The sequence below is a fragment of the Bacillota bacterium genome, from assembly GCA_009711825.1.
In the GTDB taxonomy this organism is placed as follows: domain Bacteria; phylum Bacillota; class Proteinivoracia; order UBA4975; family VEMY01; genus VEMY01.
On sequence record VEMY01000026.1, the window covers coordinates 49,274 to 66,725 of the forward strand.

Consider the following 17,452-nt stretch of genomic DNA (forward strand, 5'->3'; position numbering starts at 1 on the left):
AGTTTGGTCCTGGCGGCGATGCTGACAACTTTGGCTACGGTCCTCCATGTTCTTGAGGGAATGCTGCCGCCGTTACCGGTTCCCGGGGCAAAACTGGGACTGGCAAATATAATTACAGTCGCTACAATTGCGCTTCTCGGCGCCCGGTTTGGTCTTGCTGTCGCTGTGAGCCGAGTTATCCTCGGCTCTCTGCTAATTGGCTTTAGCGTGGTTGGCTTTGCCATGAGTATGTCTGGGGCGCTTTTGAGCTGGTTGGTGATGGTGCTACTCTATGGACGCTTCCGGGAGCGCCTTAGTCTGGTGGGCATCAGCCTTGCCGGAGCGGTGGCCCATAACGTGGCGCAATTGACCGTAGCTAGTTGGGTTTTGGAGCAAGTGGCCACGTTTACGCTTTTGCCATATTTGCTATTCTTTGCTGTGCCTACGGGCATTATGGTTGGGCTTACGGCCGGCTTGTTGATTAAGGCGATGGCTAAGGCAAAAATTCAGGGAGGTTTGCAGCGATGAACCTAATCCTTGCTTCCGCTTCGCCACGTCGCCGGGAATTGCTTCAGCAGATTACCCCAAATTTTGATGTGTTTCCAGCAGCAGTGGACGAAAGTCCCGGCCCATTACAGGTGCCGGGACTATATGCTTTAGATACGGCGAGCGCAAAGGCAAAATTTATATCAGATCAAAACCCGGAAGCGCTTGTTTTCGGGGCAGATACAATCGTCTGTCTTGGGACGAAAATTTTTGGCAAGCCTCGGGACAGCATAGAAAATTATAATATGCTTATGCAGTTCTCAAATCGACAACATGTTGTGGGCACAGCGGTAGTTATTGCCCGTGCTGGTGAAATCCTTAATAGGGAATTTGTGGTTACAAAGGTCTTGTTTCGTAAGCTTTCTGCTAAAGAAGTCAATGAATACAGCGCTTCCGGGAATGGACTGGACAAAGCTGGCGGTTACGGAATTCAAGATAAGGCCGGTAAATTTGTTGAAGCAATTGACGGTTGCTATTATAATGTAGTTGGGTTGCCGTTGGCGACGACAGCCCGCTTGCTGGAGGGTTATATTTAGACAGGGGGAGGATGCTGTGAGGTATACCATTAAGGACATACCTCCTGATATGCGTCCCCGGGAAAAGTTGCTCCGCTATGGACCGAACACCTTGACTGACCAGGAGCTGTTGGCGATAATTTTACGGACAGGTTCCAGGGATCAGAACGCTATTCAGGTGGCTGAATCGGTGCTCTATCAATTCAGAGACTTACGGGGAGTGAATCATGCCGGCGTTGAGGAGATTTGCGCCGCAACTTCCGGTATTGGCCATGCTAAAGCAGCGCAAATTAAGGCCGCTTTAGAACTTGGCCGCCGGCTCAATCAACAAGAAGCTGAAGTTGTGCGGGTCAAGTCACCCAATGATGTTGCAGCGTGGGTAATGGAAGATATGCGTTTTTTGCAGCACGAACAATTCCGTCTTCTATTGTTGAACACGAAAAATATAATCATTGGTTGTGAAGAGGTTTCCCGGGGCAGCCTCAATGCGTCAATTGTCCATCCCCGGGAGGTTTTTGCCCGCGCTATTAAGCGGAGCGCCGCCGCCGTTATTCTGATTCACAACCACCCCAGCGGCGATCCGACACCGAGTCAGGAGGATATCAATGTAACCCGGCGTTTGGTCGAGGTTGGCAAACTGGTGGGGATAGATGTTCTCGATCATCTGGTTATTGGCGATGGTGTATTTTGTAGTCTGAAAGAACGGGGCTATGTTTGATTATTCCGGGTAAACTAATTCAAAACAAACTATTCAATGCACTTGAAATTTGAAAGGAGACCGCTTAGTGAGCTTGATGGGTTTTTTGTCACAGGATATTGGAATTGATCTCGGAACTGCAAACACGTTTGTATTCGTAAAAGGAAAAGGAATCGTTCTTCGGGAACCATCAGTAGTGGCGATTCAGAAGCACCGGGACAGGGACCAGGTTTTGGCGGTCGGTGAGAGCGCCAAACGTATGATTGGCCGCACCCCCGGTCACATTGTTGCCATCAGACCGATGAAAGACGGTGTTATCGCCGATTTTGATATTACTCAGGAAATGCTTCGTTATTTCATTGGCAGGGCATATCGGCGAAATTGGTTTCGGCGTAAACCCCGGGTTGTTGTATGTGTGCCTTCGGGAGTCACTGCTGTTGAAGAGCGTGCAGTTAAAGAAGCTACTCACCAGGCGGGAGCTCGGGAAGTCCATTTGATCGAAGAACCGATGGCTGCAGCAATTGGCGCCGGATTGCCGGTGGAAGAACCCAACGGCAGCATGATTGTTGATGTCGGGGGTGGGACCACCGACGTGGCGATCATCGCTCTTGGCGGTATTGTCACCCATCGTTCCATACGGATTGGCGGCGATGAAATGGATGAAAGTATAATTCATTATATTAAGAGAAAATATAATATGATGGTCGGCGAAAGAACTGCTGAAGACATAAAAATTACCATTGGTTCGGCAGCTCCTGAATCCGAAGATAAAACCATGGAAATTAGAGGGCGGGATATGGTTTCCGGCCTACCCAAGACCTTGAGCGTAACTGCTGGTGAAATTAATCAGTCAATGAAAGATCCAATCAACAGCATTTTGGAAGCGATTAAGGTCACGTTAGAAAAAACGCCACCAGAGTTGGCTGCGGATATTATGGACCGTGGCATTGTCATGACCGGAGGCGGCGCGTTGCTTGACGGCTTTGACCGCTTGGTGAGTAAGGAAACCGGCATGCCGGTTGTAATTGCCGATAATCCCCTGGACTGTGTTGTCTTGGGCGCAGGCAAAGTATTACGGGAAATTGAGCTATTACGTCGCGTTGCGTTGGCTGCTAAGCGCTAATATTACCTGAGGGGAGGGATAACATGCTGCCGGCAATCAGGCGAAGACAAAAAATTATTAACGGGGTTCTAATTATCCTGGTGCTCAGTCTGACAATGAGTTGGAGCTCTAGTAATCCGGAGCGCATTGAGTTCATCGAAGACCTGTTTGCCCAGGCTTTACATCCTCTCCAGGTGGGAGTTAACGCGGTGGCTGATTTTTTTGTCAGCTCCCATGGGTTTATGGTAGATGTTCGTAATGTTTTCATCGAGAACAGGGAGCTAAAGGAACAACTCTCCCAATATGCCGGGATTGAATATGAATTGTTGGAAGTTCGGCATGCCAACCGCCGGTTGCGGGAACTGCTGGACTTCGCTGAAGACGCACCTTTTGAAACAACACCGGCACAGGTTATCGGCCGGAATCCGTCCACATGGTTCTCAACAGTTACAATTGACAAAGGTTCTAATGACGGAATCGAATTGGACATGCCTGTGGTGACCCACAGAGGTTTGGTAGGCAAGGTTATCTCTGTTTCGCCTACATTTTCCAAGGTCCAATTGATTATCAGTCCGGACAGTGGTATCAGTGCCATTGTTCAGCGTACCCGTGATAATGGCGTATTGCTTGGACTGACCAGTCCCGCCGGCTACACCCAGTTGACGCGGCTGCCGGCGGATTCCAATATTTCCGAAGGCGATGTGATTATTTCTTCGCCACTGACGGGAATCTATCCCAAAGGCTTGGTAATTGGCCGTGTGGTGGAGGTTTATGATGATCTGGTAACCCTAGAGCGCAGCGCCCTGATTCGCCCGGAAGTGGATTTTGAGCGTCTGGAAGAAGTCCTGATTATCGTCAATTATGATTAGGAAAGGCAGGTGAGCCCATGAAATCTGTTTATCAGGCCGGTGCAACTATTTTGCTGGTATTGTTACAAGGTAGTTTTCTGCCTGTGTTTCTGCCCCGGTTGCCGGTGAATGCAGCCCTAGTGTTTCTGGTGCTCATCTCCTTTACTGCCGGCAGGAACAAACTCTTAGGTTTTGCTTTGCTGGCAGGATTGGTCCAGGATGTGCTGTATGGCGAAATCACCGGCATGTTTATGCTGATGTACTTTGTGTCTGCGGTAGCGCTTTGGGAATTGAAGACCAATCTTCTGGTGGAGCGGGTATACATGTGCGGCTTGCGTTTGGCGGTGGCAACCTTGGTTCAAGATTTGACAGCCACCTTTATATTTTATATGAACGGCATGGACTCCGGTCAGTTGCTGGCAACACTGCAGTTTAATGCCGGCATAAATCTCTTGGCCAACCTTGGCTTGTTGCTTATTGTCCTTGCCTTGTTCCGGGTCCGGGGCAAGGCTTCGATGGCGGCTGTATTGGGGGAAAATGTATGAAACAGACGATTTTCCGTATGCATTTACTCCGTATTTTGTCCGCCCTTATTGTGCTGGTGCTTGTGTACAACCTCTTTGAAATTCAAGTTGTCGAAGGTGAGCATTGGCGCAATGTTTCCGAAAACAACCGCTTCCGCCACTTGGTACAGACAGCTCCCCGGGGTAAAATCATTACTGCCGACGGCGTTGAGTTGGCGGACAACATTCCTGCGTACAATGTCGCCCTGGCCCATGAACCGGATAGCGATCGACGCAATGAAACTATCGAGGTGCTGTCATCAATCATAGACATGCCCGTCGAAGACATTGTTGAGCGGGTGGCCGGTCATTCCCGGCGGTTTGAGCCGGTTGTGGTTGCCAGGGATATAGATTTTGAGACGGTGCTTCTATTGGAAGAAAACCGGCATCGGATGCCGGCCCTGGTTATTCAAGTGACTCCCAAGCGAGTTTATCCCCAGGAGATGCTTTTGGCCCATGCTTTGGGAAGGACAAATATTGATTATACGGGCACAGAAGGACTGGAATTACAATGGGATGAATATCTAACGGGACAGGACGGCCTCAGCGTCGTTCAGGTCAACGCCACCGCACGGCCGGTGGGCGCCCCGGTATACAGTCAACCGGCAGTGCCGGGCCATAATTTGCATTTGACCATTGATGCCGGCCTGCAGCAGGCAGCCCAGGATTCCTTGCAGCGGGTGATTGAGTTTAACCGGGAGGAACGGGGCGCTCACCAGGCCTATTCCGGCTCGGTTGTGGTTATGGATGTCAATACCGGGCAGATTCTGGCTATGGTCAGTGAGCCGACTTTTGACGCCAACAAAAAACATGAAACTTCGCTCTGGGACTCGGAAAACAGATATTTGATTAATCGGGCAGTTGGTTATCGGCGCCCGATTGGTTCAACATTTAAAATGATTACTGGCCTTGCCGCGTTGGAAGAAAATAAGGCGACAGCGACAGAAACGATTCGCTGTACTGGTCGCACCAGCATCCTCAGTTTTCCAACTGTATGTTATAACTCTGTTGCCCATGGCCACCTGAGTATGCGCGGCGCGCTGGACCGCTCCTGCAATATTTACTTTGGCACCATGGGCGTCCGCCTCGGGTATGAAATGATTTATGAGTATGCAGAAATGTTCGGCCTTACCCGGGAAGTGAGGAATGCCGGCTTTACAGACTTGCCTCAAGGTGAGCAGCAAACTTCCCTGGACTTTCGACGCGCTCAGGATTCCTGGTGGGGTGGTGACACCGTCCAGATTTCCTATGGGCAGCTGAATGAATTTACACCGCTCCAGGTTGCCAATTATGTGACGATGCTGGCCAACGGCGGCATTCATTACAAGCCCTATATGGTTGAGCAGATTGTTGATGCCAACGGGGAAACTGTTGAGGAATTTGCGCCGGAAGTGCTGGCGGAATACGCTTTCGCTCCTGAGAACATGCTCGTCATTCACGAGGGCATGCGGGCTGCTGCCCGCAGCACAGCCTCGCTCCGGGGCCTGCCCTTCGATGTGGCTGGCAAGACCGGTACAGCCCAGGATGGCAGGAAGGGCTATGACTCCCACTCCTGGTGGGTCGGCTTCGCCCCTTATGACGAGCCGGAGATTGCGATTGTCGCCTTCATGGAGCATGGTGTTCTTGGTTCCCGCTCCGCCGAAATTGGCCGGGATATTATTGATTACTATTTTGGCCTGATTGAGGAGGAGAACGAGGATGAATAAAAAAATTCTCAAGAATTATGACTTCACCCTTCTGTCATTAATTCTCGGCCTCTCTTTCTTTGGCGTGCTGATGGTCACGGCCTCATATGTGACAACAGACCGCTCCCTGACTGATGTGCTTAACGCCAATTACTTTCTTAATCAAGGGATGCGGCTGGGAATGGGTCTTGTCGCCTTGCTTGTGCTCTCCTTGATTGATTATAACGAGCTGCGCCGGTTGGCGATTCCAATCTATTTGTTCAACCTTGCGCTCCTGGTGCTGGTTATCTTCCGGGGGTACGAGATTTATGAGTCCCAGCGCTGGATTCGAATTGGTTTTTTCAACTTGCAGCCCTCGGAGATTGCAAAGGTTTGTATAATAATCACCCTGGCCATACTGCTCTCCAAAGAAGGGCGGACGGTGGAGGGCTGGTTTGATTTGGTACTGCCCTTTGCCCATACGGCCTTGCCGATGCTCCTGATTTTCCAACAGCCGGATTTGGGGACATCTCTGGTGCTGATTGCGATTCTGTTTGGAATGTTGTTTGTCGCCGGCTTGCGTTGGCTGCATTTGGCCGTGCTCTCGGTGGCAGGGGTAATCGCCGGTGTCCTAGCATTTCTCTTTGTGTTGAAAGATTATCAGATTGCCCGGCTCACGATCTTTCTTGATCCCTGGCAGGATGTCCAGGGCAGCGGTTGGCAAATCATCCAGTCCAAGGTGGCAATTGGCGCCGGCCAGTTTAAAGGCCGCGGGCTGTTCCAGGGCATCCACAACCAGCTCCGTTTTTTGCCGGAAAACCATACCGACTTTATTTTCGCGGTTATTGGGGAAGAGCTGGGGTTTGTTGGCTCTGTGGCGTTTTTGATTGTCTATATGCTCTTAATCTGGCGGGTTTTCAAGGTCGCCATGGAGGCCAAGGACAGTTTGGGACGTTACCTTTGTATTGGCGTTGCCAGCATGCTGATGTTCCAGCTCTTGGTCAATGTGGGTATGACCATCAGCATCATGCCAGTCACCGGCTTGCCCCTGCCTTTAATTAGTCACGGTGGCAGTTCGTTTTTGGCCACCTGCATGGCTCTAGGCCTGGTGCTTAGTGTCAGCGCCCACAAAGATTCTTCGCTATTTTAAAGCCCGGCTTTTGCCGGGCTTTGGCATATCTGACTGCTCCCAAATAATATCTATTAGCATCAGATAATTTGGGGGCTGGTGCAGGACATGATTAAGGTGTCGCATTTTTTTTTGCTCCTATTTGCGTTATTCATTTTTCTTGGGCATTTCCGGGAAGCGACAGCGTTGCTTTTGGCGCTCGGTATTCATGAAGCGGGGCATGCGCTGGTCGCCCGGGCTTTGGGGTATCGGATAGAAAAAATTACCCTCTATCCGATCGGCAGTTATTTGCAGTTGGATGATTTGGTGGAGCTAAATCCTTTCTCAGAAGTTCGAATTGCTTTGGCCGGCCCGGTGGCCAGTCTATTTACCGCGCTATTGACAATGACTATAAGTTCGCAAGGCTCCGGCTTTGGCGCATATTTTGTTAGCGCCAATCTGATGCTTATGGCCTTTAATCTGCTTCCGGCTTTGCCTCTTGATGGGGGACGTATTCTCCGGGCTTCTCTGATTGGCTGGACTTCATTTTACCGGGCAACTGAAATCACAGTTTTCAGTGGTCATGTTTGTGGTATAGGTCTTCTGGCCTTGGGCGGATTGTATTTATGGCAAGGGGTACCCAATCCGACAATATTTGCAGCCGGTGTGTTTTTGCTGTACAATGCATACAGCGAAAAGAAGAATCTGATGGTACCGCTGATGCGATATGCGGTTGGCCGTCTCCGTCAGCTTCGGGGGCAGCCGTTACTGAACGCCGATAATTTTGTCGCCAGCAAAGATGCTAAAATTAAAGATGTCTTTAAATTCATGCGTCCCCAGCGCTATTATTTGATTTCGGTTTTGAAAGCCGACTGGACGGTTTGTGGTCAGGTTTCCGAACACAAATTGCTGTCCAAATTTATGGAAGGCGCAGGCGAAAGAAAATTAGCTGATTTAATTGACAGTGGACGAGAGGATTGATGTGCATGCTTTGGGAACAGTTGGAGGCAATTCTCCCTGAGGTGGAAAAGCCGGCCCGGTATACAGGCAACGAAATTAATGCCGTTCGCAAAAACCTGGATTCGGTAGACGTTTCCGTGGTTTTGGCGTTCCCTGATGTGTATGAGATAGGTACAAGCTATCTGGGCTTTCAGATACTCTATGATATTATTAATCGACTGCCGGGAGCGCAGGCAGAACGGGTCTTTGCACCCTGGCCGGACATGGAATCGAAAATGCGGGATAATAATATTCCTCTTTTTGGCCTGGAGACCAAACGTCCGCTGGCGGCCTTTGATATAGTCGGGTTTACGCTTCAATATGAGTTGGGTTATACAAACATCCTCAACATGCTAAACCTTGCCGACATTCCCATTTGGACCCGGGAGCGGACTGGTTTGCCGTTTATCATTGCTGGCGGGCCTGGCGCTTATAATCCCGAGCCGCTTTCCGGTTTTGTCGATGCGTTTGTACTCGGCGAAGGTGAAGAGCTGATTGCCGAAGTTATTGAACTTGTACGCCAGGCAAAATCCTCGGACTGGAGCCGGGAACAGACGCTTGTGCGACTGGCTGCAATCGGAGGAATTTATGTGCCGGAATTTTATCATCCCCAGTTCGATCAAGCGGGAGCGTATATCGGAACCATACCAATCAACGACTTGGTTCCATCTCGACCCCGCAAGCGGATAGTCAATGATTTCGCCGAATTTCCTTTGCCGGAAAACGTAATTGTACCGCTTGTGCAACCGGTGCATGATCGCACAAGTATCGAAATTTGCCGGGGCTGCGCCCGGGGCTGCCGATTCTGTCAGGCCGGGATGATTTATCGGCCGGTGCGGGAACGCAATTCCAATCTGCTTGCACGCCAGGGCCAACAGCTGTTGGCGAAAACTGGATCCGGGGAGCTTAGTCTCAGCTCGCTTAGCAGCGCTGATTATACCGAAATTGAGGAGTTAATTAGTCGGTTTATGAAGCCCGGTATCAGCGTGGCATTGCCGTCCCTGCGGGTCGACTCATATTCCGTTAACCTTGCCAAGCTCACCGGCGCCCAGCGCAAGAGCGGACTGACGCTGGCGCCAGAAGCTGGCACCCAGCGGCTTCGGAACGTGATAAACAAAAATGTCACTGAAGACGATATCCTGACTGCGGTGAAATCTGCGTTCAGCAATGGCTGGACCACGGTAAAATTATATTTCATGATTGGTTTGCCTACTGAAACCCGCGATGATGTGTTGGGTATTGCCGCTCTGGTCGCTAAAATCCAAACTCTCTACCGGGAAGCAGGAGGCGCCAAAGGCCGGCTGCGGATAAATCTTGGCGTTTCTACATTTGTTCCCAAACCCCACACCCCATTTCAATGGGAGCCGCTTTTAGAGAAAGAAGAAGTGGAGTATAGACAAGATTTGCTGCGAAAACAGCTGCCGGCAAAAAATATCAAGATTCAGACCACCGGCTGGGAAGAGAGTTTTTTGGAGGCGACCTTGGCCCGAGGCGACCGGCGGTTGGCTAACGCGATTTTTACTGCCTGGCAGCTGGGGTGTCGGTTTGATGCCTGGCGGGAGCATTTCCGCCCCGATTTATGGGAACAGGCCTTTATGAGCAATGGGCTCAATCCCCGAAAACTGGTATGTAATCGGATGCCCCTTGCGCAAAAGCTGCCTTGGGACCACATCGATAGCGGCATTCGCAAACAGTTCTTGGCAAGAGAGGCGGAGCGGGCGGAAGCAGCCGAGCAGACCGCTGACTGCACATTCTTCGATTGCCATGGTTGTGGAATTTGCACTGCCTATTCGCTAAAACCCTGGAGTCGGGGGGAACGCACGTGCGATTGATAGTTTCTTTTTCTAAAACTGGTCCGGCGCGGTTTATTTCCCACTTGGATTTGCAACGCTTGTGGCAGCGGGTGTTGAAGATTGCCGGGGTGCAAATGCAAATGAGCAAAGGGTTTAATCCCCATCCTAAGATGCGCTTTGCCCTGCCTCTGGCCACCGGTTATGAATCCCGGGGAGAGCTCTTGGAAATTAGCGTTTTGACCCCAGTAACGCCAGGAGATTTGCAGGTTAGACTGAACGCGATTCTGCCCGAGGGACTATTGGTCGTTGCATGTCAGGAGGCCCCTGAAAACATGCCAAAATTGACTGCTATGGTGGCTGGGCTTGGCTATGAGCTTTACTTTGCCAAAGAGCCCGACATGGAAAAGGCAGAAAGAATACTGGCAGGCAATTCTATTGTTGAACAAAAGGACAAAAAATTTAATATCAAAGATTTTTTGATCTATTGGCATCAGGACAAGAAGATACTGCAATTGCGCCTGCATGTTCAAAACCAGGTGACTGTGCGGCCGGAGTTGGCAGCCGCCCATCTTTTCCCAGAATCTCCGTTGTTGCGGGTGATCAGGACGGAATTTTTCACTTGCTTTGACGGAGACTTGCCTGTTGGTTTAAAATCCCTTGATTGTTGACGGGAATAGGCGGATGTGCTAATATTAAAGGCGTGGTTTTAACCGCTCGGACCGGGTTTAAATGCCTATGGCTGCCTAGGTTCGGCGAGTACGCTGTATTGGAGGTGTAGAAATGTACGCAATCGTTCAAAGTGGCGGCAAACAGTATCGGGTCAGCGAAGGTGATGTCATTTCCCTGGAAAAGCTCAATGCTGAGCCGGGTGAAACTGTGACTCTCAACGAAGTTTTGGCTGTGAGCACTGATGAGCAACTGCAAGTCGGCAATCCCCTAGTTGCCAATGCCAGTGTGGAAGCAAAGGTTTTGGAACAGGGCAAAGGCAAAAAAGTTATTGTCTTTAAATACAAAGCCAAAAAGAATTACCGTCGTAAGCAGGGCCACCGTCAGCCCTTCACCAAAGTAAGCATCGAAAAAATCACGCTTGGTTAAATGATTAAGATAACTATCCAGAACCACCATCAGCTGATAGTTGGATTTTCGGTGTCCGGGCATTCTCTATATGCCGTCCACGGCGCCGACATAATCTGCGCGGCCGTTTCTGCCTTGAGTCAGACAGCAATCCCCGCGCTCACGCAGGTGTTGGGTGTTGCGCCGGAATGGGCCCGGGATGAAGGCTTTTTAAACTGTCGCATACCTGATGGCCTGGATGAGCGACAAACTGAGCGCGCACAGATTGTTTTACAAACTTTGATTGTCGGTCTGGAAAATATCGCCCGACAATATCCTACCTATATCCAGTTAATGAACGAGGAGGTGTAAGCCGATGTTCAGGATTGATTTGCAATTATTTGCCCAAAAAAAAGGGGTTGGCAGTTCTAAAAACGGCCGCGATTCTATTTCTAAGCGACTGGGCGTTAAGCGGCAGGATGGCCAGTTTGTGTCCGCAGGTTCAATTCTTGTTCGCCAGCGGGGCACTAAAATCCACCCGGGTAATAATGTCGGTATCGGCGGTGACGATACTTTATTCGCCAAAATTGACGGCGTAGTTGCCTATGAAGGCAATGGCAAGGGTGGCCGTAAAAAGGTCAGTGTTTATGCGCAATAATTAAAGACTCCGGGTGACCGGAGTTTTTTTGTATCCTCTATTAATGGTATCATATAACAATAGCAATAGATTAGACGGCAGGTGAAAATATGTTTGTGGATCTTGTGAAAATCATAGTCAGCGCTGGCGCCGGCGGTAACGGGGCAGTCAGTTTCCGGCGGGAAAAATACGTACCCCGCGGCGGGCCTGATGGCGGCGACGGAGGCAATGGCGGCAATGTAGTTTTGAAAGCCGTGTCGGAGAAGAATACTTTACTCAGTTTTCGTTATAAACGCAAGTTTAAAGCTGAAGATGGCGTTGCTGGCCGAAAGGGAAACCGCCATGGAAAAAACGGCGATGATTTGGTCATCGAGGTCCCTGTGGGAACCATTGTCTACGCTGCCGAATCAAATAAACTGCTGGCCGATTTAGATCAGGATGAGCAGACATTTGTTGTCGCCAAGGGTGGAAAAGGTGGTCGTGGTAATGCTCGCTTCGCCAACTCTGTCAATCGTGCACCTAAATCAGCTGAATTGGGGCTGCCAGGCGAAGAAATTGAGCTGCGTCTGGAACTGAAATTGATGGCCGATGTGGGGTTGATTGGTTTTCCCAATGTTGGCAAATCAACTTTGCTGGCTAATGTCTCAGCGGCACGGCCGAAAATTGCCGACTTTCCTTTTACGACAATTACACCCAATCTGGGGGTAGTGGCAGCCGGCGATGACTCTTTTGTTTTGGCGGATATTCCCGGTTTAATTGAGGGCGCTGCCCAGGGTAAGGGGTTAGGGCATCAGTTTCTGCGTCATGTTGAGCGCACCCGCCTGTTAATTCACGTGCTGGATGTTTCGGGCCTCAGCGGGCGTGATCCTCTTGCCGACTGGAAGGCTGTAAATGCTGAACTAGGAGAATTTAATGATCGCCTGGCAAGCTTGCCTCAGATAATCGTCCTCAATAAGAGTGATATTGCAGAGGCAGCTTACGTGGAGCAAGTGCGTAGCAAATTGCCGGGCGAGGTGTTTGTGGTTTCCGGTGTAACCGGTTCTGGATTGAAAGAGCTGATGCATCATGTTGCGGGCAAGCTTCAGGACTTGCCTCGACAAGCATTGGTGGCCCCTGAACAGTCACCGGTTATTGATCTCACCCCGGAGGAAGGGATTATTGTAGATAAGGTGGAAGATTATTTTGTAGTCCGGGGCAGGCGGGTGGAAATCCTGGCTGCAAAGACAGACTTCGAGAACGATGATGCCGTTCGCAACTTCTTTCGAATGCTAAAACGTATCGGGGTTTACGACCGCTTGCGGGCTTGCGGTATCAAAGAGGGAGATACTGTGGTCATAGCCGACCAGGAGTTTACATATGAGTAAAATTAAAATATTTTTTGGCGGTTCTTTTGATCCCCCTCATTTAGGCCATTTGCTGATGGCGCAGCTGGCTTCGGAGAAGCTGGGGGCGCCGGTGACTTTTTTGCCTGCAGGCATCCCTCCCCACAAACAGGTGCGCTGCACAGCGGCCCAGCGCCTGGAGATGGTTCGACTTGCAATTGCCGGAAACACTCTGTTTTCGGTTGATGATACGGAAATCAAGCGACGAGAACCGGCGTATACATATGAGACCCTGGAACAATTGCAAGCACGTTACCAGCTACAGGCGGACAGCTTGTACTTCTTGTTGGGTAGCGACTCAGTGACAGAATTGGAAACATGGCGCAACCCGGAAAGGATTGCCGCTTTATGTACTTTATTGGTTTATCCCCGACAAGCTTGGTCTGAGCTTGATCTCACAGGTGTACGCCGGAGTTTGAACCTGCGGTTAGAAATTTGTGATGCGCCAATCGTCCAGATTTCTTCTACTTTTATTCGCCAGCGAATACAACAATATAAGAGTGTCAGGTACATGCTTCCTGAGGCAGTGGCTGATTTTATTGCGGAAAGGGGTTTGTATCTGAAGGAAAAACGCGTCTAGCGTTGAAAGAATAAATATGGGGAGGTGTAAGCACAGTGCGTAGATATTCACGTTCCGGGTATTATCGGCGCCGGCGCAGGGGCTTCAACTACCGGCGTATGGGCACGATTCTGACGGTTGTTGTGTTTCTTATATTGATTGCGGCGAGTGTCAATTTCTTTACGCTCTATAATGCGCTCAGAGTGTCTGATAGTCCGACAATCTGGTATCCTCAGGATCAGGAGCGCACCCAGTTTTTGGTGCTCGGTAGTTATCAAGACTCCGTCACTACCGCATCGATATTGAGTGTACCCGCCGACAGTTCGCGTCCTGTATATCTGCTAAACATTCCACCGGAAACGTTGGTGGACGATGCGGACGGTGTCAGGGAATCGTTATCCAAAATGTTTGCCCATAAGGGTATCGAACCTGTTATCAGTTCGCTGGACAACCTGCTGGGCTCCCTTTCTGTGGATTATTGGTTAACCTATGAATTTGATGAGTTACCGGCCCTGTTGGAGTCAGTGCAGCCGTTACAAATAACACTGGAGCAAGGACATTCGGTAACCATCGATGATACCGATTATGTTTTTGCTGCCGGTGCAAACTCAATTTCTGACACCAACGTTCAGGCTTTTGCCGCCTTGGCCGACGACTCCTTGTCTCCGGAAGCAATTTATGCCCATAACAAATTGATAGTCGCGGTTTTTAATGAAGTTTTTGCGCTAAATAATCTAGTTAATATGGTCGATAATCTGAGATTGGTAAACACTATGCATGACACAAATTTATCCGCCCGGGAGCTTGCCCGTTTCCGGGACACTTTAGCGGCAGTCAATCAACATAATTCGGATGTTTTATTGCTGCCGGGCCGGTGGTTGAGCGCAGATAACGACAGATTCTGGTCAGCGGAACCACGGCTAGTCAATTTGGTGGTCAGGCAGTTTCTGGAGGATATTCCCGCGTACAACCGGGATACTCTGGTTGTAGATGTTTATAATGGTAACGGGGTTGATGGGTTCGCCGGCAGTTCGGCTGAAAACCTGCGAGCTTTGGAATACCAGATTGGCCGAGTGGACAATGCCGACGTTACTCAACAAACCCAGATTTATTATTTGCCTGAGTACCAATTGGCTGCGCTGGAACTGGCGCTGATTCTGGACTGTGAGCCGGCGTTAATTGAGGGTGAATATAATGATTCCGAAAACCCGGTTTCAATTATCTTAGGTAAAGATCTGATTGGAGGTAGTGAATGACTGGCACCGAACTCTTAGACATTGCTGTAAGCGCTGCTGACGACAAGAAAGCCCAAGAGATCAGCATTCTCGATATCAGCGGGCAATCATCGGTTGCGGATTATTTTCTAGTTATCACCGGTTCCAACAAAATACAGACCAGAGCCATCGCTGATTCAATTCAGGATGCTCTTGCCGAGCATGATGTACAGTTATTTCGCAAGCAGGGGTACCAGGAAGGAGAGTGGATTCTCCTGGATTATATTGATGTTGTCATTCACGTGTTTTTGCCTGCCAGCCGCGAATACTACCAGCTGGAACGGCTGTGGGGAGAAGCTTGAATACGCCTGATCCCTACGCGACTTTGGCAAGGCATTATGACCGATTGATGGCATCAGTTCCCTACGGGCGCTGGGCAAAATTTATTGCTGCTTTTGCAGCGCCCGGAGCAAAAATTATTGACTTGGGTTGCGGGACAGGCAATTTGGCTTTGCGCTTAAGCAGGGCCGGATTTCAGGTCATCGGGATTGATATATCACCGGCGATGCTTAGTATCGCCAGTGCCAAACCGGGCAGCGGCCAGGTTCAATGGCTGCACCAAAGTTTTTTTAATTTTACCGAAACAGCCGACTTGGTTTGCTGTACTTGTGATGGGCTTAACCATATCATCCAGGTGAAAGATATCATCGCTGTCTTCCGGCAGGTTTACCGCAAGTTGCGTCCCGGCGGATGCTTTATATTTGACATCAACTCGCCGGATAAATATCGGCATATTCTAGCCGACAATTTATTTTATTTGTCTTCCGATACTGGTGAAATAATCTGGCAGAATCATTTCAGCTACCCCTGGAACGAAGCTGATTTGACCCTATTCGAAAGGAAAGGGGATTTCTACAGCCGGCATCGCATTTCGATTGTGGAGCGTTGCTATCAACCGTCATCCCTGTTATACTGGTTGCGACAAACTGGTTTCTCGGTCGGTGACTTGAAGGATGACTATACTATGCGTTCGCCTGGCTTTAAGACACAGAGGATCACCTTTGTCGGCAAAAAAATCTAAGGAGTGATGACTGTGAGTTTCGATAAGGGAATGACAATTCGGGAAGTACTTGAAAAAGAACCGAAGACTGTTGATGTTTTTTTAAGTTTCGGTATGCACTGTGTGGGGTGCCCCACAGCCAGCGGTGAAACAATTGAACAAGCCGCAGCTGTGCATGGAATCAACCTCGACCTCTTAATGGATAAGCTAAACGAAGTTAAATAAGTAGCCAAAAAGCTGTTGTTTCGACAACAGCTTTTAATATGCAGGATTTCTCACCCCTTTTGTTGAATATTCACACATATCGGGGGGGGGGAGATATGCAAATTTCCATTAAAGAAGTGCTGGCTGTGAGTATTTTGGCTGTTATGATGGCGATTGTCGGGACGTGTAATCTGCGCTCGGCCCCGCCGGCGGAAAGCACAGAAGCTGACGCATCTGTGCTAGTGCATGTTGCCGGCGCTGTTAACAATCCGGGGGTGTACGAGCTTACTTACGGGGCCCGGGTTCAAGATGCGCTGGCTGCCGCCGGGGGTATTAAGAGTGAGGGCAATGCCGACACGCTAAATTTGGCTGCCTATGTTTTTGACGGGCAAAAAATCTATGTTCCTGCTTTGCAAAGAGCTGAGCAAACCGAATCACAGACAAATGGCCTGATAAATATCAATGTAGCCAACCTCAGCGAATTGCAAACACTGCCTGGAATCGGACCTGCGATCGCGGAGAGGATTATCACTTACAGAGAGCAGACCGGCGGTTTTTCCAGTCCCGAAGACATAATGAATGTCGACCGAATCGGGCCCAAGACATTTGAAAACATCCGCAGCTTAATATGTGTTGAGTAGTTTGGTCGCCGCCGGAAGACATGGTATGATTAGACAGGAGGTGAATATGATGGATTTGTGGTTTTCGGAAAGAGAAACCGAGAATATCAAAGTGCAATGGAAACTCGCCCGCACTCTGGCATCCCACCAATCCCAGTATCAAAAGATCGATATTGTAGAATTTGTTGAGTTCGGTCGCGGATTAATCTTAGACGGGGTTATTCAAACAACTCTGAGTGACGAATTCATATATCATGAGATGCTGGCTCATGTTCCGCTCAACACCCATCCCAATCCGAAAACAGTGCTGGTTGTCGGTGGCGGTGACGGAGGGACTGTGAGGGAGGTTTTGAAACATAATATTGATTCCGTTGACCTGGTGGAAATAGACGGCGATGTGGTCCGGCTCTGTAGGGAATTTCTGCCGGAGTTGGCAGGCGGTCTGGATGACCCCCGGGTTAGAGTCCACATTGGTGATGGGATTGAGTATGTACGTAAGCGGGAGGCGGCCTATGACTGTGTCTTGGTTGATTCATCAGACCCCGTCGGTCCGGCTGTCGGATTATTTGCCCGGGAGTTCTATAGTGATATTTTCAGGGCGCTCAAACCGGGAGGGTTGATGGCTGCTCAGACAGAGTCGCCGCTTTTCAATCAGGATTTGATCCGCCAGGTCACTAAGGGTTTGCGACAGATATTTCAAGATGTGCGATTTTACTGGGCCAACGTTCCAACCTATTCGATTGGCCCCTGGAGCTTTGCCCTGGCCGGTCAAAACATTAAAGGGGTTAATATGTCAGTCACCAGCGGCTGCCGGTATTATAATGATGCTATACACCAAGGCGCTTTTATGCTGCCTGCATATTTTCAAGATTTGTTGAAATAAAAAAAGGACTCGTTGAGTCCTCTTAA

General features: G+C 49.7%; 22 protein-coding genes. All 22 read left to right on the top strand.

Going from position 1 to position 17,452, the window contains the following annotated elements:
• The first annotated feature begins 18 nt into the window (after positions 1 to 18).
• The 22 genes from FH749_08970 (at position 19) to speE (ending at position 17,426) form a co-directional block, all read left to right on the top strand.
• Complete coding sequence (locus tag FH749_08970; protein ID MTI95606.1) at positions 19 to 507, top strand: Gx transporter family protein; 489 nt, start codon at positions 19 to 21, stop codon at positions 505 to 507.
• On the top strand, positions 504 to 1,061 hold the full coding sequence (gene maf / locus FH749_08975) for a septum formation protein Maf (GenBank protein MTI95607.1): 558 nt from the start codon (positions 504 to 506) through the stop codon (positions 1,059 to 1,061). Before FH749_08970 ends, maf begins: the two co-directional genes overlap by 4 nt.
• 16 nt (positions 1,062 to 1,077) lie before the next feature.
• Positions 1,078 to 1,758 carry a JAB domain-containing protein gene (locus FH749_08980; GenBank protein MTI95608.1) on the top strand — a complete coding sequence of 227 codons (681 nt, stop codon included), beginning with the start codon at positions 1,078 to 1,080 and terminating at the stop codon, positions 1,756 to 1,758.
• 76 nt (positions 1,759 to 1,834) lie between these two features.
• Positions 1,835 to 2,860 (top strand): rod shape-determining protein, encoded by a 1,026-nt coding sequence (locus FH749_08985; GenBank protein ID MTI95609.1) that lies wholly within the window; start codon positions 1,835 to 1,837, stop codon positions 2,858 to 2,860.
• A gap of 23 nt (positions 2,861 to 2,883) precedes the next feature.
• Positions 2,884 to 3,708 (top strand): rod shape-determining protein MreC, encoded by an 825-nt coding sequence (mreC, locus tag FH749_08990; protein MTI95610.1) that lies wholly within the window; start codon positions 2,884 to 2,886, stop codon positions 3,706 to 3,708.
• Positions 3,709 to 3,725: 17 nt separating this feature from the next.
• On the top strand, positions 3,726 to 4,232 hold the full coding sequence (locus FH749_08995; protein MTI95611.1) for a hypothetical protein: 507 nt from the start codon (positions 3,726 to 3,728) through the stop codon (positions 4,230 to 4,232).
• On the top strand, positions 4,229 to 5,956 hold the full coding sequence (locus FH749_09000; GenBank protein MTI95612.1) for a hypothetical protein: 1,728 nt from the start codon (positions 4,229 to 4,231) through the stop codon (positions 5,954 to 5,956). The genes FH749_08995 and FH749_09000 overlap by 4 nt, the downstream gene beginning before the upstream one ends.
• Positions 5,949 to 7,064 carry a rod shape-determining protein RodA gene (rodA, locus tag FH749_09005; GenBank protein MTI95613.1) on the top strand — a complete coding sequence of 372 codons (1,116 nt, stop codon included), beginning with the start codon at positions 5,949 to 5,951 and terminating at the stop codon, positions 7,062 to 7,064. The genes FH749_09000 and rodA overlap by 8 nt, the downstream gene beginning before the upstream one ends.
• Positions 7,065 to 7,151: 87 nt before the next feature.
• Positions 7,152 to 8,003 (top strand): hypothetical protein, encoded by an 852-nt coding sequence (locus tag FH749_09010; GenBank protein MTI95614.1) that lies wholly within the window; start codon positions 7,152 to 7,154, stop codon positions 8,001 to 8,003.
• A gap of 5 nt (positions 8,004 to 8,008) precedes the next feature.
• Positions 8,009 to 9,853 carry a TIGR03960 family B12-binding radical SAM protein gene (locus FH749_09015; GenBank protein ID MTI95615.1) on the top strand — a complete coding sequence of 615 codons (1,845 nt, stop codon included), beginning with the start codon at positions 8,009 to 8,011 and terminating at the stop codon, positions 9,851 to 9,853.
• Positions 9,766 to 10,482, top strand: coding sequence for a DUF2344 domain-containing protein (locus FH749_09020; protein ID MTI95616.1), 717 nt, complete (start codon positions 9,766 to 9,768; stop codon positions 10,480 to 10,482). Before FH749_09015 ends, FH749_09020 begins: the two co-directional genes overlap by 88 nt.
• 112 nt (positions 10,483 to 10,594) lie before the next feature.
• Positions 10,595 to 10,909: a 50S ribosomal protein L21 gene (gene rplU / locus FH749_09025; protein MTI95617.1), complete on the top strand. Its 315-nt coding sequence runs from the start codon at positions 10,595 to 10,597 to the stop codon at positions 10,907 to 10,909.
• The gene (locus tag FH749_09030; GenBank protein MTI95618.1) at positions 10,910 to 11,239 is read left to right on the top strand and encodes a ribosomal-processing cysteine protease Prp; all 330 of its coding nucleotides are present in this window, start codon (positions 10,910 to 10,912) and stop codon (positions 11,237 to 11,239) included. It abuts the gene before it with no gap.
• A gap of 4 nt (positions 11,240 to 11,243) precedes the next feature.
• Positions 11,244 to 11,525, top strand: coding sequence for a 50S ribosomal protein L27 (locus tag FH749_09035; protein ID MTI95619.1), 282 nt, complete (start codon positions 11,244 to 11,246; stop codon positions 11,523 to 11,525).
• A gap of 89 nt (positions 11,526 to 11,614) precedes the next feature.
• Positions 11,615 to 12,868: a GTPase ObgE gene (obgE, locus tag FH749_09040; GenBank protein ID MTI95620.1), complete on the top strand. Its 1,254-nt coding sequence runs from the start codon at positions 11,615 to 11,617 to the stop codon at positions 12,866 to 12,868.
• On the top strand, positions 12,861 to 13,466 hold the full coding sequence (nadD, locus tag FH749_09045) for a nicotinate (nicotinamide) nucleotide adenylyltransferase (protein MTI95621.1): 606 nt from the start codon (positions 12,861 to 12,863) through the stop codon (positions 13,464 to 13,466). The genes obgE and nadD overlap by 8 nt, the downstream gene beginning before the upstream one ends.
• A gap of 35 nt (positions 13,467 to 13,501) precedes the next feature.
• Positions 13,502 to 14,701, top strand: coding sequence for a LytR family transcriptional regulator (locus tag FH749_09050; protein ID MTI95622.1), 1,200 nt, complete (start codon positions 13,502 to 13,504; stop codon positions 14,699 to 14,701).
• Positions 14,698 to 15,021: a ribosome silencing factor gene (gene rsfS, locus FH749_09055; protein MTI95623.1), complete on the top strand. Its 324-nt coding sequence runs from the start codon at positions 14,698 to 14,700 to the stop codon at positions 15,019 to 15,021. The genes FH749_09050 and rsfS overlap by 4 nt, the downstream gene beginning before the upstream one ends.
• Positions 15,018 to 15,740 (top strand): class I SAM-dependent methyltransferase, encoded by a 723-nt coding sequence (locus tag FH749_09060; GenBank protein ID MTI95624.1) that lies wholly within the window; start codon positions 15,018 to 15,020, stop codon positions 15,738 to 15,740. The genes rsfS and FH749_09060 overlap by 4 nt, the downstream gene beginning before the upstream one ends.
• 6 nt (positions 15,741 to 15,746) lie before the next feature.
• Complete coding sequence (locus FH749_09065) at positions 15,747 to 15,944, top strand: DUF1858 domain-containing protein (protein ID MTI95625.1); 198 nt, start codon at positions 15,747 to 15,749, stop codon at positions 15,942 to 15,944.
• A 38-nt stretch (positions 15,945 to 15,982) separates the two neighbouring features.
• Positions 15,983 to 16,564, top strand: a complete 582-nt coding sequence (locus FH749_09070; protein ID MTI95626.1) for a hypothetical protein — start codon at positions 15,983 to 15,985, stop codon at positions 16,562 to 16,564.
• A 49-nt stretch (positions 16,565 to 16,613) separates the two neighbouring features.
• Positions 16,614 to 17,426, top strand: coding sequence for a polyamine aminopropyltransferase (gene speE, locus FH749_09075; protein ID MTI95627.1), 813 nt, complete (start codon positions 16,614 to 16,616; stop codon positions 17,424 to 17,426).
• Positions 17,427 to 17,452 lie beyond the last annotated feature (26 nt).

Coding starts and splice junctions, on each gene's coding strand:
- FH749_08970 (MTI95606.1), top strand. CDS start 19: ATGCTGACAACTTTGGCTACGGTCCTCCATGTTCTTGAGGGAATGCTG.
- maf (MTI95607.1), top strand. CDS start 504: ATGAACCTAATCCTTGCTTCCGCTTCGCCACGTCGCCGGGAATTGCTT.
- FH749_08985 (MTI95609.1), top strand. CDS start 1,835: ATGGGTTTTTTGTCACAGGATATTGGAATTGATCTCGGAACTGCAAAC.
- mreC (MTI95610.1), top strand. CDS start 2,884: ATGCTGCCGGCAATCAGGCGAAGACAAAAAATTATTAACGGGGTTCTA.
- FH749_08995 (MTI95611.1), top strand. CDS start 3,726: ATGAAATCTGTTTATCAGGCCGGTGCAACTATTTTGCTGGTATTGTTA.
- FH749_09000 (MTI95612.1), top strand. CDS start 4,229: ATGAAACAGACGATTTTCCGTATGCATTTACTCCGTATTTTGTCCGCC.
- rodA (MTI95613.1), top strand. CDS start 5,949: ATGAATAAAAAAATTCTCAAGAATTATGACTTCACCCTTCTGTCATTA.
- FH749_09010 (MTI95614.1), top strand. CDS start 7,152: ATGATTAAGGTGTCGCATTTTTTTTTGCTCCTATTTGCGTTATTCATT.
- FH749_09015 (MTI95615.1), top strand. CDS start 8,009: ATGCTTTGGGAACAGTTGGAGGCAATTCTCCCTGAGGTGGAAAAGCCG.
- rplU (MTI95617.1), top strand. CDS start 10,595: ATGTACGCAATCGTTCAAAGTGGCGGCAAACAGTATCGGGTCAGCGAA.
- FH749_09030 (MTI95618.1), top strand. CDS start 10,910: ATGATTAAGATAACTATCCAGAACCACCATCAGCTGATAGTTGGATTT.
- FH749_09035 (MTI95619.1), top strand. CDS start 11,244: ATGTTCAGGATTGATTTGCAATTATTTGCCCAAAAAAAAGGGGTTGGC.
- obgE (MTI95620.1), top strand. CDS start 11,615: ATGTTTGTGGATCTTGTGAAAATCATAGTCAGCGCTGGCGCCGGCGGT.
- nadD (MTI95621.1), top strand. CDS start 12,861: ATGAGTAAAATTAAAATATTTTTTGGCGGTTCTTTTGATCCCCCTCAT.
- rsfS (MTI95623.1), top strand. CDS start 14,698: ATGACTGGCACCGAACTCTTAGACATTGCTGTAAGCGCTGCTGACGAC.
- FH749_09065 (MTI95625.1), top strand. CDS start 15,747: ATGACTGTGAGTTTCGATAAGGGAATGACAATTCGGGAAGTACTTGAA.
- FH749_09070 (MTI95626.1), top strand. CDS start 15,983: ATGCAGGATTTCTCACCCCTTTTGTTGAATATTCACACATATCGGGGG.
- speE (MTI95627.1), top strand. CDS start 16,614: ATGGATTTGTGGTTTTCGGAAAGAGAAACCGAGAATATCAAAGTGCAA.